Genomic DNA, 24,001 nt, shown 5'->3' on the forward strand with positions numbered 1-24,001 from the left:
TGATCCCTGCCAAAAATCATTATTTTCAGTAGATGGAGTTCCGCCCCCATAGCTTTTTGAAACTAAGGAATCGGTAGTTCGCTGTTCCCAAGCGTCAGTGAAGCCTTTGAATCTGATTGCTGGTGTTAGTGCTTGTTGGGGCATGTTATTCACCTGCTAGAAGGGTTTTGAATTCGGCGAGTGCGGCAAGGTCCGTATCGGAGCCGGTGAGTGAATCCAGCATGCCGGCTAGTTCGTGCTCTGTTTTACGGATTTCCCCATCCAGATCTGCGAATGTCACCTCATATTTAGCATTGAGGGCGGCTACTGCGTCTTTCAATGTTGAAATAATTGTTGAGGGTATGGAGGATAGTTTCTTCAGTAATGGTTCAATCCATTTAGTGTCAAGAAGTCGATTGATGTCATCTTTTGAAAGGATTTCAATTGTCTTTCTTGTTAGATCCTCAATATCGGCTTTCTTCTTCTTGATGTCTTTTTTGAGGTGGCTACTCTCATCACGTAGATTCTTCGCCCGGATCATGATGAATTCGGGGGTGCCTTCCTCCCAGTCTTCATCTTTGGATGTTTTTCGAAGAATTTTTACTTCACGGTTTAGTGGTGTGGCAAGGAATGCGTCATTGTCATCATTGAGGACGTCACTTAATTCCATCTTGTCTTCTTCACTGAGTGAGTCCACCAAATCTGTTAGCTCAAACTGGGCCTGTTCCAGGCGCTCTTCTAATTCTGCTACAGCTTTAACCTGTTCTGGCATAAGAGTTTTTTGCACAATATCGAAGGGGATAATGCGCCCTTCCCAGCCTTCTTGAACTTCCTGGTCCTTACCATTTTTCTTCTTCACTACCATGTGAGGGTCGATAGCCCGGATAGTGTCGAATCCTTCCCGCTGAATCATTTCTAGGTCGAGGGAAACTGTTGTCCATTGCTCATGCAGCATTTGGAATGCGGCGTATCGGTCTACCAGTGGAATGCCGTCTAGGCGTGTAAAAATGTCTTGGGTGAGGAGGTTTTCTTCCCTCGATACCTTTACAGTTTCACAACGTGAAACTAAATGTTCGTGGAGGAAATCACCGAAACCATCAAAAGCCCGCCGATAGTTCTCTTCAAACTCCAGTACCGAAGCATGACCATTCACAATGGCAGCAGGGTCGTCCTTACACTGTGCATAACCATTGGGCTGCACATCAAACAGTTCTCCGCGTAGACCTGGGAAAGCCTCCCAGTATGGGGATAACGCATCGATTTCATTCGCGGGAATTCCCCCAAACATGGAGGCGTAAATATCCCACGTTTCTGGGTCCTCTGAAGAATCAACATAGCGGGGAATATTAAGGTTGTAGTCGTTTTCTCGAATCTCATCACGGCTTACCAGTCGTGAATACTTCTCAACATCTGCACGAGCCGCAACTACATCAACGATGCGGCGAATATCGCCAGCGCGAAGCATATTATTCTTCCCGCTCTTCACGAATCCCTTCGACGCATCAACAATGAGTGTATCCGTAGAATCTCGCTTCTGCTTCAGCACCATAATGATGGTCGGAATACCCGTCCCGAAGAAAATATTGGGGGGCAAGCCAATAATCGCATCAATATGGTTATTCTCGATAAGATTCCGACGAATCGTACCTTCCTCACCACCACGGAAAAGCACCCCGTGAGGAAGAACAATAGTCATAATGCCATCCGGCTTCAGGTGGTAAAAATCATGCAGAAGGAATGCATAGTCAGCTTTACTCTTCGGGGCTAAACCAAACCGCGCATAGCGGGGATCGGACTCTTTCCCCGTTGGATCCCATTTCTGCGAGTAAGGCGGATTAGACACCACCGCATCTAAATACAGTGGCTCGTAAGTATTTTCTGGGTCATTATCCTCAAAATAGGGCCAATCATCCTCCAACGTATCCGCGTTACGGGTCACAATATTGTCCGGTTTAATACCTCTCATCACCAGATTCATCCGTGTGAGGTTATAGGTATTCTGCTTCAACTCCTGCGCGTAGTACTTAATCCGATCCGGATCATCAATATGGCGGGCCAAGGCCTCACCAATATTCAGCAACAATGATCCCGAACCACTTGTTGGGTCATAGATACGGATCTCTGTTCTGTCCTGCAAATGGTCAGCAATAATGAGACTCATCAACAGGGAAACCTCATGCGGGGTATAGAACTCGCCCGCTTTTTTACCAGCGTTAGCAGCAAATTTAGAGATGAGATACTCATAGATGAAGCCAAGAACGTCATAGTCCTGCTTCCCATCCATGGGGATATCGTCAATAAGATAAATTAAATCCCGGACGGCTTTTGTCTGCGCCGAAGCATTATCGCCAAGTTTAGAAAGACCCGTCTGTAAGGTATCGAAAATACCGTCAAAAACCTTCTTATAGCGGGGATGAATCAGACGTTCAAAAGCAGACAATGCGTCTCGGACATCAGAAATATTAAAATCTGACCCCGCACTAATCCACGTCGAAAAAAGATGTTTATAGGCGATAAAGTACCCCACATTTGACTGCAGGTACCCCACTACTTCCCCATCATCCTCAACAAGTTCATCGGGTAAAGAATCCTCATCCATGCCCTCTTGGAGAACGAATCGAAGCTCAGTCTCAGAAAGGAACTTGTAAAAAATAAAGCCAAGAATGTAATCCTTGTATTCGTTGGCTTCCACCCTCGAACGCATCCTGTTAGCCGATTCCCAAATTTTTGCAGCCAACTGTTGCTTATTCACAATTACACCCAACTTCCGAGCATGATTCACTGCAGTGGCTTAACGCCACATAGTCGCAAGAATTCTACCTGTACCGTGTAACAAAAAGAATGATCCTGCCTGAAACTTCCCGAAAGAACACCACCAGTACGCACCAGTTTCAGTATTTAGGTCAAACTTGAAAGAAGACGCATCACAAGATCAACATCTTGATTCTCAAGCTCCTGCACAATATGCACATACGTCTTCTGCGTTGTATTAATCGACGAATGTCCCAGCCGCCTTGCTACAGACGCAATAGACACCCCCGCAAACAACAAAAGCGACGCATGCGTATGGCGAAGCCCATGAATAGACACAACAGGAATACCCAAACGCCCACAATAGCGCTTAAGAATCCCATTAATTGTGGAATTGTAAACAGCACCATTCACAAAAATAGGTTCAGACTTCGGAAGATTCTTCGTTAACTCCGAAAACTGAATAATCGTCTGCCAATCCAACGGAATCTTCCGCACCGACGAATGATTCTTCGTTGGCAAAAACCCAGTACCGTTCTTGTAATCCCACGTCTTCGATACTGACACCAACTGGTGTTTAAAATCGAAATCTTCCGGAGTTAACGCAAGAGCCTCCGAAAAACGCATACCTGTTTTTGCCACCAACAAAATGAAGTAATCCCAATTAACCTCATTCTCAAGATGCAACGATGCCAGAAGAGTCTGCAGCTGAAACTGGTTAAGATACTTCTCCTTCTTCACACGAGGAGTCTTACCTTTAATAACTGCCTTGCGGGTAGGGTCACGTGGAATTAAACCATCATCAACCGCATCTAGAATTGCCCCCTTCACCTGGTGATGAAAATCCATCACTGTCTGCCGCTCATGCTCAGCCGCATACGCATTCAACAACCGCTGATAAGCGATCCTGTCAATATCCTTCAACTGCAAAGTGGGCACTAGCCGAACCAGCCACTTATGGGTCATGCGATACTTCCCCATCGTGACGCTTCTAACAGCATCCTGCTTGTAAACCTCTATCCAGCGCTCGTAGTAGTCGCAGAATAGTTCATTCGTAAATTGTTGAGTCATAAAAATCACCTCTCAAAGAGGTGCACACCGGCGATATTCTTCCCCCTCTTTATATAAGCCCCTCGAAGCACTCCTGTAGCCATGGCACAACCCACCATACGGTCGCACTGTTTAAGTGCTACCCTGCTAATTCCGCTGTCTAGCTAGCCATCCCCGGCAGTAACGGCTAGCCCTCCCTAACTAGCACCCTCCCACTAGTTCAGTCGTGGGTCGACGGGGCGACTGGCGTAGAGGTTGAGGGGCCAGGGTTGGCGGCGCACTATTTGGGCGTAGAGGTCGGTGTGGTGGTCGGTGCCGAAGTCGTTGTCGTGGGCGTCGCAGACGTACCAGTCTCCGCGGCGGATTTCGTCTTCTAGTTGTCCTGGCTGCCAGGCGCAGTAGCCCATATAGAGGCGGTAGGATTCGGAAATGTCCTGCATGCGTTGGACGGCGTTGGGGGTGGGGTCCATAAGGAATGTTCGCCCGTAGACGGGGCGCAGTATGGATAGGTCTATGGGGCAGTGTGGTTTTAGGCGGAGTAGGCCGGTGACGCGTTCTTGTTCTACTGGGCCGCCGATGAAGAGGCTGGCGGGTGTGGAGCAGTAGGGGGCGAAGGCGGGGAGGACGTCGTGGACGGATACTTCGGATTGTTCGTTGAGGATGACGCCGAAGGCTCCTTGTGTCTGGTCGTATTCGAAGAGGTAGACGATGCAGCGGGAGAACATTTCGTCGCGGATGTCTGGGGCGGATACCAGGAGGCAGCCTTTGTAGAGTTCATTCTGGTCCATGGCGAGGAAGATGCGGTCGCCGAAGGCGCCGAATTCGCTGAGGTTCCCGTAGGGGTTTGTGCGAAAGTCACTCATACTCGATCATTCTTCCTGCCGCTCTGCACTTCCCGTGCGCTCTACACTTCCAGCGCGTTCTGTACTTCCTGCGTGCCCTGCCCACCAGTTTTGCAGGGCGGCAACGGCTTCATCATGCTCCATGGGGCCCTGCTCAATGCGTAGGTTTTTGAGGTATGCCCAGGCTTTCCCCACTTCCGGGCCGGGGTTCAGTCCTAGGATCTGCATTATTTCATTGCCGTCCAGGTCGGGGCGGATAGCTTCCAGGTCTTCTTTTTCTCGCAGCTCAGCAATACGTGCTTCGAGGTTATCGACCAGGGCTTGTTGTTGTTTGCGTTTCCATTCGCGGGCGGTGGTGCAGTCGGCGCGCACCAGCAGGTTGAGGCGGTCGAGGAGCGGCCCGGCGTCGGTGACGTAGCGACGTACGGCGGAGTCGGTCCATTCGCCGTCACCGTATCCGTGGATGCGGAGGTGTAGGTATACCAGTTGGCTGATGTCGTTGATCATCTGCCGGGAGTATTTGAGGGCGCGGAGGCGTTTCCGCACCATGCGGGCGCCGACGATCTCGTGCTGATAGAAGGTGACGCCGCCGCCTGGTTTGGGGGCGCGGGTGGGGACTTTGCCGATGTCGTGGAGGAGCGCCGCCCAGCGGAGGACTAGGTCGGGGTCACCGGGTTCCAGGTCGCAGGCTTGTTTCAGCACGGTCAGGCTGTGCGTGTAGACGTCCTTGTGGGGAAGTTTCGGGTCGGGTGGCATGGCCATCGCCGGGATTTCGGGGAAAATGTGGTCGGCTAGGCCGGTTTGGCAGAGGAGGTCGATGCCGTCCCACGGGTAGGCGCCCAGCATGAGTTTGTCGAGTTCCGCCTGGATTCGTTCGGCGGTGATGCGGGTGATCTCCCCTGACATTTCGGTGATGGCGGCGGTGACGCGGGGGGCCAGGGTGAAGCCTAGTTTGGAGACGAAGCGGCAGGCGCGGATCATGCGCAGTGGGTCGTCGTGGAAACTGACGGAGGGTGTTTGGGGCGTGTCCAGCACACCCATTTCTAGGTCGTTGATACCGCCTAGTGGGTCGCAAAAGTCTTGTGTGCCATCCCCGTGGAGGCGTACCGCCATGGCGTTGACGGTGAAGTCGCGGCGGACTAGGTCCCCTTCTAGGGTGTCACCGAATTGGACGATGGGGTTGCGGGAGACACCATCGTATTGGTCGGCGCGGAATGTGGTGATTTCAATCTGCCACCCGTTGCGGCTGGCGGATACTGTGCCGTAGTCAATTCCCGTGTCCCACACGTTATCTGTGCACGTGTTCAGAATGTTGGTGACGGCATCAGGGCGGGCATCGGTGGTGAAATCCAGGTCCATGCCCAGCTCGCCCAAAAGTGCATCCCGCACAGATCCGCCCACTAGGTAGAGGTCGTGGCCGGCGTCTTCGAAGGCGGCGGCTAGTGGGATGAGGGTAGGGGCCAGGCTGCGCAGTTGGACTTGGGCGGTGGCCATCATGCGCAGAATGCGCTCCTGGTCGGGCTGCCCAGCTCGATCGGCATTGTCAGCTGGTTTATCCTGCCCGGCTAGACCTTGCCCGGCCTGCTGCTGGGTTTGCTGGGCTTTCGGGGTTTTTGGGGTTTTCTGTGGGTTCGTGGGATGCGTCATCGACTGCAAGTTTACTAACATCGTCAGCTATTCGGCCAGGAACTTAGCCCTTGCTACTGCAGACAAGTAGAATTGAATAATCGTGGACAGTAAACGCAAGACCCCAACCGGCGGGAATTGCCGGCCCGGGCGTCGGCGTAGTTCCCGCCCTGCCGGTGCACCAACTCCCGCAGCGGAGCGCACCCCGGCTCCTGTTGTCGTGCACACTAGTACGCTGGTAACCCCGCAGCCGACTGTTTCCCCTCTTGCCCCACGCCCTGCACGCCCCACGAAAACTCCCCGCAATGGGGCTATTGTGTTGGATCCCCATGGTGTTGCCGGGAAGGCCCCTAAACGCTATACCCGCAGTGCCGCCCAGAATAAGGGTCGCCGCCCCGTCACCCGTTCTCTCACAAAAAGCCAGGTGAAGCGGAGCCACGGCCGGTATTATCCGGAAACGTCGGCTGGTGGTTTAGTACTCCGTAATATGCGGCGTGCTTATAATCCCCGCACAAATAGGGTGTATTTGTCCACGGTGAAGGTGGCGCTTATTGGCCGCACGGATCGCCGTGGGCGCCTCCTCTGGTCTCTTCCCAAGGGGCATATTGAGGATTATGAGACTGTCCCCATGACGGCTATTCGCGAGGTTCGCGAGGAAACCGGCATTGAGGGGGAGATTATTAAACGTTTGGGCACTATTGACTATTGGTTCCTCTCCGATGGCAAGCGGATCCATAAGACTGTTCACCATTATTTGTTGCGGTTTACCGGTGGGGAACTTTCTAATGCTGACGCGGAGATTACCGAGGTCAAGTGGGTGCCTTTGAAGGATCTGCCGCGGGTTCTCAGCTACGCTGATGAGAGGAAACTCGCCCGACGCGCTATTGGTACTGTGTCTGCCTGGATTCGTCATGAATACGGCACTGGCGGCACAGTAGTGACTGTGGGTAAGGACACGTCTGAGAAAAACACGTCTGGGAAAGAGCGCAAGAACCGCGACCAGAACCAGAACCAGAACCGCAACCCCAAAAATCGATCACAAGCAGGGCAAAAACAAGCGGAACAAAAACAAGCAGGGCAACCATACAAGGGTCACAAAGACCAGCAACAAAAAAGCCAGCCACAAAAAGACCGAAGAAACCAGCCGCAAAAAGGCCAAACGCAGAGAACACAATCACGGAAAGACCAGCCGCGAAAAGACCAGTCGCAGAAAGAGTCGTGGCCGTAATGGTAACTCGGCTCCTAGTTCTTAACAGGCCCGTTGTCGAGTAATTTAGAGGCGGAGTGTTATCCGTCTCAGTTCTGTAGGCGACCACGATAGGAGGGACTATGACGACATCGCTGCGCCGCCGTTTAAGCAGCCTTGCTGTCGCCATGTGTACTTTCGTCGCCGCCACCAGAATGGGTACCGGCATCGCAGCCAGCACCGATATCACTGCTGGGATGGATAATGCCGCAATTGCTGCCGCCGAGGTGGATAGCGCCGCTGGAGTTACTGGTGCCGGGCTTGCTGCTGCTGCATCGTCCTCGGTGGAGGATTCTGATCTAGTGGGTCTTAGCGATGTCCCGGACCCTACCCCGGATGCTTTACATATTTCCCTCACCCGGATAACACCTGACCGTATTGATGGCCAGTCGAAGAATTCTGTGACGGTTAGTGGCACTCTCACAAATGTTGGCAAGCTGCCCATTAGTGATATTGACGTGCGGCTCCAGCGGGGAGACTATGCTCCTTATGGTAATGCGTTGCGGCACACGCTTACTGAGGATCAGATTAACTATCCCACAACGCTGCCTTTCCACCATCTTGCCACCACCCTGAACCCGGGAGACAGTACCTCGTTTACCCTCACTGCCCGTATCCATGGTGGTGACGGCGACACGCTGAACATCAATGCCCCCGGTGTTTATCCGCTGCTGGTGAATGTGAATGGGCGGGTCAGTAATTCTGACAGTGCACGCCTGCATGATGCCCGCGTGCTCCTTCCTGTTCTTTCTCTCCCCGGTAGCGATAGGCAGGATCCCGCTACGGTGGCGTCCCGGCCCACCACTATCTTGTGGCCGCTTGCTCTTACGCCGCAGGAGGCCAGCTACTATAGCTTCAGTTCTATTGCTGTGCTTCGCAATGAGAATTTGGGGATTTCTCTGGGTGAGCATGGCCGTCTCCGTGCTCTGCTTGATGCGGCGGGATCATTGCTGAAAGACCATGCGTTAAACCATTCTGTGTGCTTCGCGATTGACCCAGATTTACTGCGCACTGTGGACCGTATGACGCGCCCCTATCGTGTTCTCAATACTCCCAATAATTGGCATGATGGAATGCACCGCGGCAAGCATACTAAAGACGCTCAATCGTGGATTGAGGATCTTCGTTCCCTCACCGCCAATAATTGCGTTATTGCGCTGCCGTGGAGTGGCGCCAGCTTGGCGACCACTACCCATCTTCTTCCCGATAAGCCCCACCAGTTAATGGAGGATAGCCGCCGAGTTACCGCCTATTTCCTGCATAAACACTTAACTAGCCACGTTATTTGGCCGAATACGGGAACACTTACTCCCTACGATATTCCCGCTCTCGACCACTCGGAGCTTCTCCTGTCCTCCACTGCCCTCACGACCCACACAGATAAGGGCTTTGGGCAACTATTGCGCTACGACCACGCTCGTTACACTGTTACTCCCTACGACAGCACTCTTTCCACCGCTCTTGCCGCCACTGGACAGAACCCTGTTAATACTCCGTATAGTCCCAGTGACAGCCGCTATGTTCTTACCGCGGATAGTGCCACCGCCCGCATGCAAGACGCCACCGCTACCCTCTTGTGGAAAACCAGCGCCGCTCTCCGCCGCGAAAAACCCGCCCACAACACATATGCTGGCACTCCCCTCCTCATTGCTCCCCCACAACAATGGAGCGTTACCGGTGATGATCTTGCCACCTTCACCAGCACTCTCCGCTACCTTGCGCAGCACAATCTCATTACTGCCCAATCCCTCACAGACGCATTAGCACAAGCACACACAAAACCCATTCACGGCACCTTCACCACAAGCAGCCCCCTCACAGAGAGCAGCATGAGTGCCATCACCCAGGCCATTTCCCACATCCACCACTACCGCAACCTCTTTACGGACAAAAACGACAATAACTTCTACAAACGCACCCGCTATAACATCTACCGCGCCGCCACCACCCGCACCCTGGGTCTTGCCCCCACGCTTGTGGGCAACATTCCCCCCTCCCACAATCACCAATCGGATACAAAAACACGCCGCCACGGCGATAGCGACTCCGCCAACACCAGCGGCATTACCCTCAGAACCCCCGATGACCTCGCCTACCCCAAGGCCTACGCACGCAGCATTACCCTAGCCGCCCACGCTATCCGCAGCTCCGTCACCCTCATTAAACCGGGCAGTATCTACACACTGGCCTCCACCGACTCCGGACTAGTGCTGGTAGCGCGCAATGAGCTACCCGCGGACGTTACCGTCACCGTCCATACACGTGAACGCCTTACCGATGGGGACAAACCCGCTAACACTACGAAGGATCTCACGAAGCCACTGCGCGTCACTATCCCCGCCCAGTCGTCCCTGAACATTAACATTCCCGTCCACCTCCACTCTGGTAAATCGGTTCCTGTACGAGTGCAGCTTTTAAGCGCTGACCAGCAAGAACTTGGCACTACTGTGGATATGACGGTCCGCGTTAGCCACCTCACGCCGCTCCTCGGATTCCTCCTGACCGCCGCAGTGGTTATTCTGGCTGTTCTTATTGTGAAGCGTGTGCTCCCACTTATCCGCCGAGGCAACGGACAAGGAAGCACCCATGAGTAAAGAAACCGACCGCGCTATACGACGCGCCCAAGAACTTGAAGCCACCGGCGTAGCCAGCGAAGACAGCGACAGTGACGTCCTCCGCTCCACCGGCACCATGGCCATCGCCACACTCCTCAGCCGCATCACCGGCTTCATTAAATCCACCCTTCTGGGCGCCAGCCTCGGCGCCGCCGTCTTCTCCTCCTTCAACTCCGCTAATCAGCTCCCCAACCTCGTCACCGAGATTGTGCTGGGTGCTGTCCTCACCAGCCTGGTTGTTCCCGTCCTAGTACGCGCCGAAAAAGAGGACCCCGACCACGGCGCCTCCTTCATTCGCCGCCTTATCACCGTTTCCAGTGTGCTGCTGCTGGTGGTGACGGTTATCTGTGTGGCTGCCGCGCCGCTGCTCACCCGCTTGAGCCTGGACCCAGACGGCAAAGTGAACGTCTACCAGGCCACCAACTTCGCCTACCTGGTACTTCCGCAGATCTTCTTCTACGGTGTTTCCGCCCTGCTGATGGCCATCCTCAACACGAAGGGTGTGTTCAAACCGGGGGCCTGGGCGCCCGTGTGGAATAACATAGTCGTCCTTGTCTTCGTCACCCTCTACTGGGTGATTCCCGGCGGGCTCGCAGCCGACGATAACGGATCCCTCACCAATGGGCACATGCTGCTCCTAGGCTTAGGCGCCACCATTGGCGTAGTGGTGCAAGCCCTGGTGCTTATATCGCCCCTGCGCAAGATCGGCATTGACCTCCGCCCCGAATGGGGTATTGATAGCCGCATCAAGCAATTCGCCGGCATGGGTGTGGCCATCGTTGTCTACGTGGCTATCAGCCAGGCAGGCTACTTCATCACCAACCGCATCGCCTCCGTGGCCGACAATGCCGCCCCCGGCGTTTACTCGCAGGCGTGGCTACTGCTCCAAATGCCCTACGGCATTATTGGGGTGACGCTGCTCACCGCCATCATGCCGCGACTCTCCCGCAACGCCGCCGACAATAACACTGCGGGCGTGGTGCGGGACCTTACCGTCGCCACCAAACTCACCATGATCGGCATTCTCCCCATCGTGGTCTTCATGCTGGTGTTCGGCCCCGAGATCGGTGTGGCCCTCTACGCCTACGGGCACTTCTCCACCTCCGCCGCCACCGCCATCGGCCTCACCGTCTCCCTCTCCGCCTTCACCCTAATCCCCTACAGTATCGTGCTGCTGCACCTGCGGGTATTCTATGCGCGGGAAGAAGCCTGGACACCCACCTTCATCATTATCGCCATCACCGCCACGAAGATTATTCTTTCGTTCCTGGCTATCCACATGGCACCCAGCTCCGAATCTGTGGTGGTACTGCTTGGTGTCGCCAACGGCTGCTCCTTCATTGCCGGCGCCACTATTGGTGCCTACCTCCTGCGCAGTAGCATTGGCACACTGCAAACCCGTGATGTACTCCGCACCTGCCTCTGGGTATTGGGTGCCTCCATAGTGGCAGTGAGTATTGCCTTCGGAGTGGACCACATCCCCTTCATCCGCAACCTCTCCACCCAGCTGGGCTCCGCCGGCATGATTATCCGCGTCCTCATCGCCGGGCTGCTCCTTGTCACCATCACCATTGCCATCCTCTCCCGTAGTTCACTGCCCGAAATGGCCACAGTGGAGGGGGCATTATCTCGTCTGCCCGGCGCCTGCGGACGCTACTTCGCCGGCCGCGCCGCACAGCGCACAGCGCAGAACACCAACGTACAAAACACAGCGCAGAGCAATGCACAGCGCACAGCGCAGCATACAGTGCAGCGTGAGAGTGTGGACGCTGCTACCGCCCGTGAAACTAGCGTTGACGACGCCACGTATACTGACGCCACACAACACCAGCCGCAGCATCGTCCGCAGCATCTCCGTCATCCCTCCGGCTGGCGTTTCTTCCTCTGCTCTATTGTCAGTATTATTCTGGCAACGGCTATTGGGGCGGGCCTTTTCGCAGCTCTCCGTACTCCTCTGGACCATGTTGAGGATCTACACCACCGCAATGATGTTTCCTCTAGCACCACGAAAACTCCTTCCCCGCGCAAGCATTCATCTGTGACGGATACGTCCACAAAGCCGTCCACAAAGCCCAGTACGGAAGAGTCCCCCACTACCTCCGGGGCCCCGCATGATAATCCGGCGGCACCTGATTCCACTTCTCGCCACTCTGGGCGTCGTTCTCAGCAGAATGATTCCAGCACGCATTCGCATGGGTCTGGTCGTGCTGGGTACGGGTCTGGTTCACACGGTGGTCCGCGTGGGTCTGGACACGGGTCTGGTCATGGATCCGGGCATGGGTCCGGTTCACACAATTCTGACCAGCCAGATTCCGGCATACGCACCAAGATTGGTGACGATCTAAAAAATATTCACGACTATTTTTCTAAACAGTTAAGAAACTAGTTTACCTGCAGAAACACGGGTAAAAAGGGCGCGAAAAAGCCTTCTTCCACTCATGTAGCTCTCCCATGGGCATGGGGAGTTTTTTACAGTGGTTCGCAACAGGGTGCCCACTGCTCAGTACGGACTCTCCACCGCACTGCGTACCTCTACAGGACAACACCATGCCCAGCTCTGTCGATGAGCGCTACCTGCCAAACGACATATTTGTTACCCACCGCGATCTTTTCGATACCTTCGACGCACACACTGGTCTGTATCGAAGCATCGCCCGGCGTATCTGCGGTAACCCCCATGACGCCGAAGACGCCCTCCAAGACGCCTGTGTTAATCTGCTCTCCCGTAAACTCCCCCGGCGCGGCTCTAACCTTGTACAGTGGGTTGCCCGTGTTGTTACCAATGCCGCCATTGACCACCAGCGGAAACAATACCGTCACACCACTTCTGAGTTGAGTGAAGACTTCGATAAACCCGCCTCAGGCAGTAACGATTGGCCCCTCTGCGGCGGCTATAACTACAGCATGGAGCAAATGCTGAAGCAGCTCCCCCAGAGCAGCGGGAAGCTATCTTCCTTGTTGACGTTGCCGGATTCTCCCTGCAGGAAACCGCCGAGCTGGTCAACGCCCCATTGGGTACTATAAAAAGCCGCCGTAACCGGGCAAAAGCACACCTTATTATCACGGCTGCGCAGGAGGTAGCCGAGGACGTATCGGACGAAATCGAGGGAAGAGCAGATGGGATAGACACTGCCACTGTCACGTTGGCGAAAAGTGCCTAGTGCTTAGCGCCTAGTGCTTGTGGGAATATATGCGGCGGTATAGTCGTTCTACTAAAATAGTACGGGTAGGCTGCCATAATGCAGTAATGAATGCCCGCCGCTCACAGAAGGATAATCGTGGCTGAGAACACTCCCGACACCACCGCAGACGTCATTATCGTAGGCTCTGGTCCAGCTGGCTATACTGCCGCTATTTATGCAGCTCGCGCAGAGCTAAAACCTCTTGTCTTTGAAGGTTTTGCAGCAGGCGGTCTACTGATGAACACCACCGTCATTGAAAACTTCCCTGGCTTCCATGAGGGCATTGAAGGCCCCAAACTTATGGAGGAAATGCGCGCCCAAGCGGAGCATTTCGGCGCTGACCTCCGCATGGAGGAGGTTGACAAGATCAACCTCATTGGGGATGTGAAAACTGTTGAATCCCTTGGCGTTACCTATAGCGCCAAGACGATTATTCTGGCGATGGGCTCCACTCCCCGCTACTTGAACGTTCCCGGCGAGGAGGACTTCAAAGCCCGCGGTGTCAGCGCCTGCGCCACCTGCGACGGGTTCTTCTTCAAAGACAAGGACATTGCTGTGGTTGGCGGCGGTGACTCCGCCATGGAGGAGGCTACGTACCTTACCCGCTTCGCCCAATCCGTCACCCTTATTCACCGCCGCGATGAATTCCGCGCTAGCCCCATCATGGTTGAACGCGCTGAGGCTAACCCGAAGATTCACCTCCTTATGAATTCCGTCATTGCGGAGGTGCAGGGCGATACCACCCTTAATAATCTTCGTATTAAGAACACTGCTACTGGTGAGCTCAGCGATCTTCCTGTTGATGGTCTTTTTGTGGCTATTGGGCACGAGCCACAATCCCAGCTTGTGCGCGACCAGATCGCGGTGGATGCAAAAGGCTATGTGAAGGTTGAGGGTCGCACGTCTCACACTAGTATTGATGGTGTGTTCGCCTGTGGTGATCTTGTTGATAGCCACTATCAGCAGGCCATCACCGCTGCGGGAAGTGGGTGTGTGGCGGCACTTGACGCCCAATCCTGGCTTATTAACCATGCATCTATGTAAATATGTAGATACTGGTCAAGAGAGAACACTAGGAAAATAAAGACACGGAAACACTAAAGGACTCGCCCAACGTAGAAGGCATCACCGCTTAGAAAGCTTGTCCTGCAAGGTTTTGAATACAGATTACGTAAAGTTTTTCGCTAACGGTCATCATAAGGAGAAACTCATGTCCGCTAACACCATTACTGTTACCACCGCCAATTTCCGCTCTGTTGTAGCAGAATCCGAATTACCTGTGCTCGTAGACTTTTGGGCTTCTTGGTGCGGCCCCTGCCAGGCGGTAGGCCCCGTCATCGACCAGATTGCCGACGAGAATAAAGACACGCTTGTTGTCGCCAAGGTGAATGTGGACGAGCAGCAGACTCTTGCCCAAATGTTTAGCATTATGTCCATCCCCACCATGCTTGTTTTCAAAAATGGCAAGGTTGTGAAGACACTCACCGGCGCCCGCCCCAAGGCCGCTATCATGGCAGCCCTCAAGGACGTACTCTAACCTGCAGATTCTTTGTTTCTTCCCGGTAAAGAAAGCGATAAACTTTAGACATAGCGGCACGACCCTATAACTCGTGCCGCTATGTTGTGTGCTATCTACCAGAATCTTTTAAAATCGTACTGAGCTCTCTTGTCGAGCTTCCCCCGCGATTATTCTTTACGCTAGTTCAGGTGTCCAAGGAGACCTTCATGACAGACCCCCGTACACACTCCTCCATCGTTGAGGAAGTGCGTCAACAGCTCACAGAGCTCGGTTTTGTTGTGAACCCAGACGATGACCTCACCACCGCCATCTGCGCCTTCCAGCAGCAGCGTGGGCTAGTTGTCGATGGACAAATAGGCGCCATCACCCGCCGCGCACTCTCCGAAGCCAGCCACAAACTGGGCTGCCGCGTACTGAACTTCCTCCCCGGCAACCTCATGTTTGGTGACGACGTTGCCACCCTACAAGATTCCCTCCAAGAGCTAGGCTTCTACACATGCCGCATTGACGGCGTTTTCGGCCCCAATACGCACGTTGCCCTCATTAACTATCAGCGCGAATTTGGCCTTAGCGCAGATGGCATCTGCGGCCCGGCCACATTGCAGTCACTCAGTAGGCTCGGCCGGCGTATTACGGGAGGCTCCCCCTCTAACATCATTGAGCAGGAAATTGTGCGCTCTTCTGGCCCTAACCTGTATGGCAAGCGCATTGTCCTCAACCCGCATGTTTACAATGGGTCCACCCACTATGGGCATGTCCTCCCCGACACTATCGCCGAACTACACGATGAACTAGTGTGGGACATTGCGAACCGCATTGAAGGCCGCATGATGGCATTGGGTGTGGAAACATTCCTTACCCACCCGCGTGGGGGCGATATTTCCTCCGACAATGCCGCCCAGATGGCGAACCAGGTTGATGGGGACTTGATGATCACCATGGAGTGCGACGTCTACCCAAACGATCTGGCTAACGGCATGGCCACCTTCTTCTTCCGCAATAGCCGCGGCAAGGTGAGCGCAATGGGTAAGCTACTAGCCCAATTCGTGCAGCGCGAAGTGGTGGCCCGCACCGGTTTAACAGATTGCCGCTCCCATGGCCGCACATGGGACGTCCTACGGCTAACCCGCATGCCTTCTATCTGCGCCTCACTTGGCTACATCACCAACCCGCATAACCGTCAACTTCTTATGTCTGCTGACGGCCGCGATGCTATTGCTGAGGGCATTGTTGTGGCGGTAAAACGCCTCTACCTGATGAACGAGGACACCCTCTCCACCGGCGCTTTTACATTCGCCGAACTACTTGAAGTCGAGCGCAACTCTGCCCATTAAAGCTGCTCGCTGCGGCTGCTCGTTAAACCTGCGAGCTAAGCCTTCTTACTGCGCCTGCCTTGCTAACCTTACTTGCGCCTGCCCAGCCGATTATTCACTAAAACTGCCTGCTAGTGGGGATGACGGCGCCCCGTAGGTAATAAGCTCGATCATTCGGTCAACATAGCGCTGGTCAAGTGCCGCTTTTACAGACTTCTTCCATAGATTGCGCTTGTTGATATCCATGCGCCAACGCGATACCCGTGGATGCGGCACAATTTCTTTAAAACCGCAGGCGGACAAAACATCTTGAGTGGGGATACAGATATGGTCTAATGCGGATGTGGGGTCTGCATCCTGCGCATAGGATCCCGCATTGCCCAGTCTGCCGAAGGCTTCCACGGCTCGCACTCCCCTGTCTTGGAGATCCGCCACTGCCGCATTGATAAGTTTCACGTAATTCATAACGGAGCGGTAGTTGTCAACAATGTAGACATGGCTTAGGAGCATAGCATCGGGGTTGACGGGTCCGCTGGGGAGCAATTTGTGGCGGGGAATGTAGTTGGGGGCGCGTAGAGGACGGTTCCGACGGCACGTTCATCGGCAACAAGGACTTGCCCACAGACTCCCCATTCAAGGAGCACAGCGGATAGCCATGCTTCTTTTTCGAAGGAGTCATCATAGCCGCGTTCACAGTGGCCGGGTTCGCGATCTGTTTCCCAGAAGGCGTAGACGCGGGAATGGTGCGGGAGTTCTTCTACCATGGAGAGTTCTAGCGGCACGATATGTAAATCATCCACTTTTCTCTCCTTTTGGCCCGTTGGCCTATTTTGTCCTAACTTTTACCATTCGTCACAGTGACGAAACTACATGGACTGATTACACATGACTACATGCAACCAAATATCGCCATATTTTCACTATCCGCAACTATTTTAGAACTCATCCCTGCCCTGCGGAATATGAATCCCGATCCCATCCACAGTCACAGACACAGTCGCAGCCACAGTCCCATCCACGGTCGCATCTACAATCACGTTTTCGGTTTTATATCCGCATTCTTATACCAGGCGATGATAACGTGCGATTTATACCGTGTGATTTATACCGGCGCGATTAGTGACTGTCGCGGCTTGTGAGTAGATCAATAATGCGTTGGGCATCATCAGCGTCACCAAAATCAATGACGATACGTCCCTTCTTACGCCCCATTGAAACTTTCACTGTTGTATCGAGTGCGTCGGAAAGCCGCGTTGCACCGGCCTGCACAGTGGCGGGAATTTCTGCCTTAGGAGCGGGTTTCTTCTGTGTTTTTTTCCCACCGTTGTTAAGTAAGGTGACGGCTTCTTCCGTCTGTCGTACGGAGAGCCCTTCCGCTATGATCCGCGCGGCTAGTTCTTCCTGGTCAGCACTTCCAGTTTTTACCCCAAGGAGGGCACGTGCGTGCCCGGCAGAGAGGACACCAGCTGCTACTCTCCGCTGTACTGGTACGGGGAGTTTAAGAAGACGGATCATATTGGTAATGACGGGTCGTGACCTGCCTAGCTTGTCTGCTAGCTGCTCATGTGTCACGTTAAACTCGTCAAGTAACTGCTGGTAGGCAGCTGCTTCTTCAAGGGGATTGAGCTGGACGCGGTGAATATTTTCCAGGAGAGCATCACGTAGCATATCCGCGTCATCAGTTTGACGCACAATAGCAGGGATCGTCTCTAATCCAGCTCGTTGTGAGGCACGCCAGCGGCGTTCACCCATAATAATTTCGTAGGTTTTTGGCGCTATTTCCCTGACAACAATGGGCTGCAGTAGACCAAATTCTTTAATGGAGTGAACGAGCTCATTAAGTGCGTCCTCGTCAAAGACGGTACGCGGCTGCTTTTCATTGGGCCGTATAGAGTCAATAGGTATATCGCGATATACGGCTCCCACCGGACGATTTTTTGCTTTCTTAGCTGCGGTGGCGGCAGCGGTACGGCTCTTATTGGAGGACTTTTTACCGTTCTTCTTCTGGGATCCCGAACCCAAAATAATATCCGCGGCTGCGTCTCCCAAATGAGGAGTACTGGGGCGATCATCGGTAGGAATAAGTGCTGCTAATCCTCGCCCTAGTCCCCCATTGCGTTTATTACCCATTATCAGTCCACACTACTTTCTTCTGTACTGCTCTCTTCTGTACTACTTTTGCGCTCTAGCTTTATGCTCTAGCTTTGCTAACTATCGCGGTTATTCTGATTATCCTAATTAGCTTCACTAGCTTGGCTGCCTTGGTCTTTCTTAGTGCTACGAAGAATTATTTCTCGTGCTGCTTCTAAGTATGTTTTCGCACCTGTAGAACCCGGATCGAATTGAATAACAGTTTGTCCGAAGCCAGGAGCTTCGGAGACTTTTACAGACCTAGGAATGATTGTTTCAAGAACAATATCTCCGAAGTGATTACGTACCTCGTTTGCAACCTGGTCAGCTAGTTTCGTTCGTCCGTCAAACATCGTGAGCAGAATTGTCGATAGATGCAGATTCTTATTGAGGTGCATCTGAATGAGGTTGATGTTGTTAAGAAGCTGCCCCACACCTTCCAGCGCATAGTATTCGCACTGGATAGGTAGCAAAATTTCATCTGCGGCAACCATGGCGTTAATGGTGAGAAGTCCCAGCGATGGCGGACAGTCAATGAAGACAAAATCTATACCGAGCTCGTCAAGGTAGGAATCATCGAGTGCATCTTTTAGCCGCTTTTCACGTGCTACCATGCTCACTAATTCAATCTCTGATCCCGCAAGATCAATTGTTGCGGGTACAACAAAGACCCCTTCCCCAGCGGTTGATTTTTGTATGCATTCTTCAAGAGTGCATTCACCTAAAAGGAGTTCGTAGCTAGATGGGGTACCAGAGCGGTGTTCAGCGCCAAGGGCGGTTGAAGCGTTCCCCTGCGGATCGAGATCAACAACAAGGACATGCATCCCGTATAGAGCCAGAGCCGCGGCAAGATTAACAGCTGTAGTGGTTTTACCAACGCCACCTTTTTGGTTAGCCACGGAAAACATTCGTCGCGAGGGCGGCTTTGGTAGTTCTTCAAGACCCGTACGGTGAATAATTCGCGATGCTCGTTCAGCTGCTTCCGCAATTGGAGTATCGAAATAACTACTCATTTTTGCAATAATCCTCAGCTTGTTTCACGTGAAACTGTTTGCTTATATTCTCTCATGCTTAGCGCAACTTAGAAACATCGGCGGCATCTCATATATCCTCGTACTACCGCTTTTCTTGTTATCGCTGTTTCACGTGAAACTTATCTGTAGCGACATACTCTAGAAAACTAGATGTCGATAAAACCATTAAAAGTGTCAGCGATACATAAGTCACTCTATAGTGTGATGGCACCATAGCGCATCTGCTGGTGTGCATTTAATCTTGTTATGTTTCACGGGAAACAATTGCTCACATAACACGAAGCGTCAAAGTGATTCACTCCTACTGCCTAGTGTTAGCTCAAAAAGCACCAACGCCAACTTCTAAAAGTAGTCTTTAAAACAACAGTAAAGACGGAAGAGGACGATAGAGCTAGAGACAGTTTCTATTAATAATAGCTACTCGCAGTAGATCATTCTCGATAGACCAGTCTCAACAGAACTATAGAGTACCGCAGAATGCTTGTCCGTAATTTACCGAGCATAGGTGCTCGCCTTATACACAGTATTAAATATGGATAGCTCTAATGACGTATGTATCGTCAACTCCCCCATCGCGGTGAAGCTGCACAACTTCTTCATTTCGCCATCCCGCTATGCCAACAGCATTGGCATCGCGTTCAATCTCTTCTGCAGCACTAGAACCTTTCAACGCCACAAGATAAGAACCTTTATCGGCAAACGGGGCTGACCACTTCGCCAGTTTAGCCAACGGTGCAACTGCACGAGACGTTATGAAATCAACCTTGCCCACTTTTTGTTGGACAGTCTTTTCTTCAGCACGTCCGCGAATAACAGTGACATTCTCAAGGCCCAATTTTTCTACTGCCTCATTAAGGAAGGTAACACGACGCAGAAGAGGTTCAATAAGGAACACCTCTAGGTCCGGCCGAGCAATAGCAACAGGGATGCCGGGTAATCCTGCCCCGGAGCCAATATCTGCAACCGTTGAATTTTCCAGCAGAATATCGCACAACAATGCTGAGTTAAGAATATGCCTATTCCAAATACGATCAGCTTCACGTGGACCGATAAGGCCGCGCTCAATACCGTCCGTACATAGTAGCTTCGCATATTCCTCAGCTAGAGGGGATCTGCTGCCAAACATATCTGAAACAACGGGTGATGATGATGTCACTCAAACTCCTGAAAAGAAGAATTAGCACAACGACGTGTGAGAGAAGTGCGAAAAGAAGAATCACTTTTGCGGACACTTCTCAACCTATTTCACCGTACCTGCCATAGTGTGCTGAAACAATGAAAATGTCAGTATCGGGGAAAGTTATCCACAGAAAAATAATAAATGTTTCATTTCCTCATATTTGTCTCTATTGAGCTAGAAAACCGGCAAATATATACGTTTCACGTGGAACAAAATACTTTAACCTGCGGAAATAGAATTACACAGATGTTATTCACACTGTGGATAACTTTTCTCTTATTCCATAGTCAGCGAGCTCCGTACCCCATCTGTATGGCACCATTAATGAACACCCCACCCACCCCGTCAATAAACTCCCCTACCCCATTGCCTCCTTGTTCCCTACCCTGTTCCCTACCCTTATCTCCGAAGAAAACACAAAAGGCAAAAGGATAAAACAGAGGACACATGGGCTCACACCACAGAAGACACAACACAAAAGACAAACGGCACAGAACATAAAAACTGCACCGTATAATAAACTGCATAAATAAACCGCATAAATAAAAGGTGAGCCGAGCAATATACCCGGCTCACCCTAAATGCTATGTAGTAGCTACCTAGCAGTATTACGTGAAGTGTTTTTATACAAGCACTTCACAAGCACTTCACACGAAATGCTTTCATGCGAAATATTTAGTTGTCGTTCTCTTCTGCGTCGTTGTCCGTGTAGTCATCGTCAGGAAGAAGAACGACGTGGCGGTTCTTGCCTTCACCAGTGGACTCGGTAACAACCCCATCAATCTCAGCAATGGCGTCATGGACAACTTTGCGTTCGAAGGGGCTCATTGGCTCTAGCTCAACCGGTGCCCCAGTTTCTTCAACACGCCGTGCTCCTTCTTGAGCTAGCCCGCGGAGGGTATCGCGACGGTTGGCACGCCAGCGCGCAATGTCGAGCATAAGGCGGGAACGTTCGCCGGATACTTCCTGTACGGCTAGGCGAGTAAGCGTCTGAATTGCTTCAAGTACTTGCCCATCGCGGCCGACAAGCATATCGAGGCTGTCGCCGCCGTCAATGCTAACGGAGGCGCGGTCGCCTTCTACATCAAGGTCAATATCGCCATCAAAGTCGATAATGTCGAGGAACTGCTCCAAGTAGTCGGCAGCAATCTCACCTTCATCAATGAGCTTCTGTTGCTTACTCATGTGTTGTCCTTTTGAGTCATCCAGCGTTCCACTGAGTGTATTTAGTGTGTGCTGAGTGTATGTGTATGGGTTGGGGGTCTTTAGGGTTACGGTTTTTGGTTACCGCTTCTTCTTTTTCTTGCCTTTGCGGTTTTTGGCTTGCTGCCGGGCGCGTTGTGCATTCCTGCGTCGCTCCGCCGCACTTAGCGCTTTACCGCTACCGTCAGCGGCACTACTCGCGGCATTGTTAGCATCCGCGGCACCACTAGCCGCACCGTCTGCAGCACTGTTAGTAGCCTTGGCAGTACTGTTGGTGTCCTCGTCATCGGACTGCGTTACAACAACAGCTTTACCGTGCTTATCCCGCTTGGGTTTTACACCGGGGCGTGGGGCGTTTGCGGCGCGGGCAGCATCGAGCTTTTCTTTCGCCTCACGCTTTTCCTCATCCATCTTCTTAAAGAGGAAGTATTGCTGGCAGCCTGTCCATATATTGTTGGTCAGCATGTAGGTAAGGAGGCCTACGTGCCACATAACGCCGGTGCCCAGAATCATGATGGGGAAGAACCACAGCATCATCTTGTTCATGACGTTAGCCTGTGGGTTGGCGGCGGCAGCGGAGGTCTGCCGGTTGATCGACATACGGGCGTTCATGTGCGTGGCCACAGCAGAAATAAGCAGCATGGGAATAGTGACGCACAAAATGGCGACGAAGAGACTGTGCTCATCCTGCGGGTGGTAGGTTCCTACCGGATAGAACGCTGCGTATTGTTCCTTCGGCTGGGAAATGTAGCCGGAGAGGGGGGCGCCGAAAAGGCGGGCGTCCAGGAAGGATCGTACTTCATCGGGTTTGAAGTAGTAGTTACCGGAGTTACGCGTTTGGGCGACGGTGTAGCCGAGGCCTCCGGAGGACTTCCCCATCTTGTTGAACACGCGGAGCACGTGGAACAGGCCAATGAAGACGGGGATCTGAATGAGCATGGGGAGGCAGCCCATGGCCATATTGACGCCGTTTTCTTTTTGCAGCTTGGACATTTCCAGGGACATTCGCTGCCGGTCGTTGGCGTACTTTTTTTGGATGGCCTTAATTTGTGGCTGCAGTTCGGACATCTTCTGGCTTGTTCGTACCTGCTTCACCATGGGGTAAAGGAGGATAAGGCGAACTGTTACCGTTAGGAAGATGATGGCCAGTGCCCAGGCTGCGCCGGACGCGTTGGGGTTAGTGTCGACGGGAAGGTTGCATACTCCCAGTAGCCATGCGAAGGCTTTATGCCAAACCCACAAAATCCAGGAGATTGGATAGTAGATAAAGTTCAACACTACGGCTAATTCTCCTCAGTTGGGGTGTGTGTTGTGGTGTGTGATGCACCGTGGCGGGGTGTGTTGTGGTGGCGGGGTGGTGGGACGGGATCGTATCCGCCGGGGTGCCAGGGCGCACATTTAAGAATTCGGATTGTTGATAGCCAAAGTCCGCGGAAAAATCCGTGAACTTGGAGTGCTTCCAGTGCGTATGCGGAGCATGTGGGCTGGAATCGGCAGGTGGGGACGGGCTTCAGTGGGCTAATAGCGGTGCGGTAAAAATACACTGCTTCAATAAGGAGAAGGCTTGCCCAATCACGAGGGTTTTTCCAGGAGCGGTGACGAAACTCGTAGTCGCTGTGGATTGCCCCAGGTCGGCTCGCAGAATTCGGTGAGTGGTCGTCACACATACGTTTTAGCCTTTTGCTGGTGGCTCAGGTGGTTGGGGTGCACGCAGGGCTGGTTTTGTAGCGAGACGTCGGAAGGCTTCCGTTAACCATTTTTCTAGGCAGGCGGAGGGCACAAATTGGGATCCGGGAAGAGCCCGAATAACGATGTCTACGTTGTTGGGTATAGTCGGGAGTAATTCTCGGCAGGTATGCCGGAGCCGTCGGGACAGTTGATGTCGTGCAACTGCATTCCCGACGGCTTTACTGACGATTAATCCAACACGTGGAGGGTTTTCCGACGTAGCACTATGAGGATGGGAACCGGTGACGGATGCCGCTAGTTCCTTATCGTTGTCCTGTCGTGCGGCGTACACCACTACGTGACCGCAGGTCACTTTCACTCCTGTGCGAACTACTCGACGAAAGTCTGAGCTCCGATGGAGACGATTCTCCTGTGAAAGCATGTATGCCGCGTCGCTTAAACTTAAGCGGACAGGGAAGCGCGACCCTTAGCGCGACGGCTGGAAATAACGTTACGTCCAGCGCGAGTACGCATGCGGGCACGGAAGCCATGTACACGAGCGCGACGACGGTTGTTCGGTTGGAAGGTCCGCTTGCCCTTGGCCACGGTCACCACTCCTCTAATAGTCATGCACTATTCAGTGCGGGTTTCAGCTAAAGATTC

At 52.9% G+C, this 24,001-nt stretch carries 22 protein-coding genes; 8 read left to right on the plus strand and 14 right to left on the minus strand.

The features are described 5' to 3' along the window. Nucleotides 1-145: 145 nt before the first annotated feature. From DI579_RS06470 to DI579_RS06485, 4 genes are all read right to left on the minus strand, one after another. Entirely contained in the window at nt 146-2,761 is a 2,616-nt protein-coding gene (locus DI579_RS06470; protein WP_369680259.1) for a type I restriction-modification system subunit M, read from the minus strand. A gap of 116 nt (nt 2,762-2,877) precedes the next feature. Then, nucleotides 2,878-3,801, minus strand: coding sequence for a site-specific integrase (locus DI579_RS06475; RefSeq protein WP_290599124.1), 924 nt, complete (start codon nt 3,799-3,801; stop codon nt 2,878-2,880). A 194-nt stretch (nt 3,802-3,995) separates the two neighbouring features. Beyond that, nucleotides 3,996-4,643 (minus strand): YqgE/AlgH family protein, encoded by a 648-nt coding sequence (locus DI579_RS06480; RefSeq protein ID WP_290599123.1) that lies wholly within the window; start codon nt 4,641-4,643, stop codon nt 3,996-3,998. A gap of 6 nt (nt 4,644-4,649) precedes the next feature. Next, nucleotides 4,650-6,119 (minus strand): CCA tRNA nucleotidyltransferase, encoded by a 1,470-nt coding sequence (locus DI579_RS06485; RefSeq protein WP_290599149.1) that lies wholly within the window; start codon nt 6,117-6,119, stop codon nt 4,650-4,652. A 232-nt stretch (nt 6,120-6,351) separates the two neighbouring features. Here DI579_RS06485 and DI579_RS06490 point away from each other — a divergent pair, with 232 nt between their 5' ends. The 8 genes from DI579_RS06490 to DI579_RS06520 all read left to right on the plus strand — a co-directional run bounded on the left by DI579_RS06490 (nt 6,352) and on the right by DI579_RS06520 (nt 16,144). Then, on the plus strand, nt 6,352-7,476 hold the full coding sequence (locus tag DI579_RS06490; RefSeq protein ID WP_303678960.1) for an NUDIX hydrolase: 1,125 nt from the start codon (nt 6,352-6,354) through the stop codon (nt 7,474-7,476). A 101-nt stretch (nt 7,477-7,577) separates the two neighbouring features. Next, nucleotides 7,578-10,088: a DUF6049 family protein gene (locus DI579_RS06495; protein ID WP_303678961.1), complete on the plus strand. Its 2,511-nt coding sequence runs from the start codon at nt 7,578-7,580 to the stop codon at nt 10,086-10,088. After that, entirely contained in the window at nt 10,081-12,495 is a 2,415-nt protein-coding gene (locus DI579_RS06500) for a murein biosynthesis integral membrane protein MurJ (protein WP_303678962.1), read from the plus strand. The genes DI579_RS06495 and DI579_RS06500 overlap by 8 nt, the downstream gene beginning before the upstream one ends. Before the next feature lie 161 nt (nt 12,496-12,656). Beyond that, nucleotides 12,657-13,133: an RNA polymerase sigma factor gene (locus DI579_RS06505; RefSeq protein ID WP_290599118.1), complete on the plus strand. Its 477-nt coding sequence runs from the start codon at nt 12,657-12,659 to the stop codon at nt 13,131-13,133. Beyond that, entirely contained in the window at nt 13,088-13,270 is a 183-nt protein-coding gene (locus tag DI579_RS07215; protein WP_369680260.1) for a hypothetical protein, read from the plus strand. The genes DI579_RS06505 and DI579_RS07215 overlap by 46 nt, the downstream gene beginning before the upstream one ends. A 90-nt stretch (nt 13,271-13,360) precedes the next feature. Next, nucleotides 13,361-14,335: a thioredoxin-disulfide reductase gene (gene trxB, locus DI579_RS06510; RefSeq protein WP_290599117.1), complete on the plus strand. Its 975-nt coding sequence runs from the start codon at nt 13,361-13,363 to the stop codon at nt 14,333-14,335. A gap of 166 nt (nt 14,336-14,501) precedes the next feature. Continuing rightward, a complete protein-coding gene (trxA, locus tag DI579_RS06515; RefSeq protein ID WP_290599116.1) occupies nt 14,502-14,828 on the plus strand; it encodes a thioredoxin in 327 nt (108 codons plus the stop codon). Nucleotides 14,829-15,016: 188 nt separating this feature from the next. Beyond that, entirely contained in the window at nt 15,017-16,144 is a 1,128-nt protein-coding gene (locus DI579_RS06520; protein ID WP_303678963.1) for an N-acetylmuramoyl-L-alanine amidase, read from the plus strand. Between the two features lie 90 nt (nt 16,145-16,234). Here DI579_RS06520 and DI579_RS06525 read toward each other — a convergent pair whose 3' ends face one another. The 10 genes from DI579_RS06525 to rpmH form a co-directional block, all read right to left on the minus strand. Then, nucleotides 16,235-16,633, minus strand: a complete 399-nt coding sequence (locus DI579_RS06525) for a hypothetical protein (RefSeq protein ID WP_290599112.1) — start codon at nt 16,631-16,633, stop codon at nt 16,235-16,237. Continuing rightward, nucleotides 16,624-16,923 (minus strand): hypothetical protein, encoded by a 300-nt coding sequence (locus DI579_RS06530; protein WP_303678964.1) that lies wholly within the window; start codon nt 16,921-16,923, stop codon nt 16,624-16,626. The genes DI579_RS06525 and DI579_RS06530 overlap by 10 nt, the downstream gene beginning before the upstream one ends. A 316-nt stretch (nt 16,924-17,239) precedes the next feature. Beyond that, nucleotides 17,240-18,253, minus strand: coding sequence for a ParB/RepB/Spo0J family partition protein (locus DI579_RS06535; RefSeq protein WP_290599109.1), 1,014 nt, complete (start codon nt 18,251-18,253; stop codon nt 17,240-17,242). 104 nt (nt 18,254-18,357) lie between these two features. Further along, nucleotides 18,358-19,266, minus strand: a complete 909-nt coding sequence (locus tag DI579_RS06540; RefSeq protein ID WP_290599108.1) for a ParA family protein — start codon at nt 19,264-19,266, stop codon at nt 18,358-18,360. 547 nt (nt 19,267-19,813) lie between these two features. Beyond that, entirely contained in the window at nt 19,814-20,413 is a 600-nt protein-coding gene (rsmG, locus tag DI579_RS06545) for a 16S rRNA (guanine(527)-N(7))-methyltransferase RsmG (RefSeq protein ID WP_290599148.1), read from the minus strand. 729 nt (nt 20,414-21,142) lie between these two features. After that, complete coding sequence (locus DI579_RS06550; RefSeq protein WP_290599107.1) at nt 21,143-21,652, minus strand: R3H domain-containing nucleic acid-binding protein; 510 nt, start codon at nt 21,650-21,652, stop codon at nt 21,143-21,145. A 99-nt stretch (nt 21,653-21,751) separates the two neighbouring features. Next, nucleotides 21,752-22,948, minus strand: a complete 1,197-nt coding sequence (gene yidC / locus DI579_RS06555; RefSeq protein WP_303678965.1) for a membrane protein insertase YidC — start codon at nt 22,946-22,948, stop codon at nt 21,752-21,754. Between the two features lie 5 nt (nt 22,949-22,953). Continuing rightward, nucleotides 22,954-23,337 carry a membrane protein insertion efficiency factor YidD gene (gene yidD, locus DI579_RS06560; protein WP_290599105.1) on the minus strand — a complete coding sequence of 128 codons (384 nt, stop codon included), beginning with the start codon at nt 23,335-23,337 and terminating at the stop codon, nt 22,954-22,956. 5 nt (nt 23,338-23,342) lie between these two features. Then, nucleotides 23,343-23,780, minus strand: a complete 438-nt coding sequence (gene rnpA / locus DI579_RS06565; protein ID WP_290599104.1) for a ribonuclease P protein component — start codon at nt 23,778-23,780, stop codon at nt 23,343-23,345. 20 nt (nt 23,781-23,800) lie between these two features. Beyond that, nucleotides 23,801-23,944, minus strand: coding sequence for a 50S ribosomal protein L34 (gene rpmH, locus DI579_RS06570; protein ID WP_290599147.1), 144 nt, complete (start codon nt 23,942-23,944; stop codon nt 23,801-23,803). Nucleotides 23,945-24,001 lie beyond the last annotated feature (57 nt).

The organism is Lawsonella clevelandensis (assembly GCF_003241315.1).
Lineage (GTDB): Bacteria > Actinomycetota > Actinomycetes > Mycobacteriales > Mycobacteriaceae > Lawsonella > Lawsonella clevelandensis_A.

What these genes read in the sequence shown, in the direction of transcription:
- DI579_RS06475 (WP_290599124.1), bottom strand. Translation starts at nt 3,801, where the DNA reads ATGACTCAACAATTTACGAATGAACTATTCTGCGACTACTACGAGCGC.
- DI579_RS06480 (WP_290599123.1), bottom strand. Translation starts at nt 4,643, where the DNA reads ATGAGTGACTTTCGCACAAACCCCTACGGGAACCTCAGCGAATTCGGC.
- DI579_RS06485 (WP_290599149.1), bottom strand. Translation starts at nt 6,119, where the DNA reads ATGATGGCCACCGCCCAAGTCCAACTGCGCAGCCTGGCCCCTACCCTC.
- DI579_RS06495 (WP_303678961.1), top strand. Translation starts at nt 7,578, where the DNA reads ATGACGACATCGCTGCGCCGCCGTTTAAGCAGCCTTGCTGTCGCCATG.
- DI579_RS06500 (WP_303678962.1), top strand. Translation starts at nt 10,081, where the DNA reads ATGAGTAAAGAAACCGACCGCGCTATACGACGCGCCCAAGAACTTGAA.
- DI579_RS06505 (WP_290599118.1), top strand. Translation starts at nt 12,657, where the DNA reads ATGCCCAGCTCTGTCGATGAGCGCTACCTGCCAAACGACATATTTGTT.
- trxB (WP_290599117.1), top strand. Translation starts at nt 13,361, where the DNA reads ATGCCCGCCGCTCACAGAAGGATAATCGTGGCTGAGAACACTCCCGAC.
- trxA (WP_290599116.1), top strand. Translation starts at nt 14,502, where the DNA reads ATGTCCGCTAACACCATTACTGTTACCACCGCCAATTTCCGCTCTGTT.
- DI579_RS06520 (WP_303678963.1), top strand. Translation starts at nt 15,017, where the DNA reads ATGACAGACCCCCGTACACACTCCTCCATCGTTGAGGAAGTGCGTCAA.
- DI579_RS06525 (WP_290599112.1), bottom strand. Translation starts at nt 16,633, where the DNA reads ATGCTCCTAAGCCATGTCTACATTGTTGACAACTACCGCTCCGTTATG.
- DI579_RS06535 (WP_290599109.1), bottom strand. Translation starts at nt 18,253, where the DNA reads ATGGGTAATAAACGCAATGGGGGACTAGGGCGAGGATTAGCAGCACTT.
- DI579_RS06540 (WP_290599108.1), bottom strand. Translation starts at nt 19,266, where the DNA reads ATGAGTAGTTATTTCGATACTCCAATTGCGGAAGCAGCTGAACGAGCA.
- rsmG (WP_290599148.1), bottom strand. Translation starts at nt 20,413, where the DNA reads ATGTTTGGCAGCAGATCCCCTCTAGCTGAGGAATATGCGAAGCTACTA.
- DI579_RS06550 (WP_290599107.1), bottom strand. Translation starts at nt 21,652, where the DNA reads ATGAGTAAGCAACAGAAGCTCATTGATGAAGGTGAGATTGCTGCCGAC.
- yidD (WP_290599105.1), bottom strand. Translation starts at nt 23,337, where the DNA reads ATGTGTGACGACCACTCACCGAATTCTGCGAGCCGACCTGGGGCAATC.
- rnpA (WP_290599104.1), bottom strand. Translation starts at nt 23,780, where the DNA reads ATGCTTTCACAGGAGAATCGTCTCCATCGGAGCTCAGACTTTCGTCGA.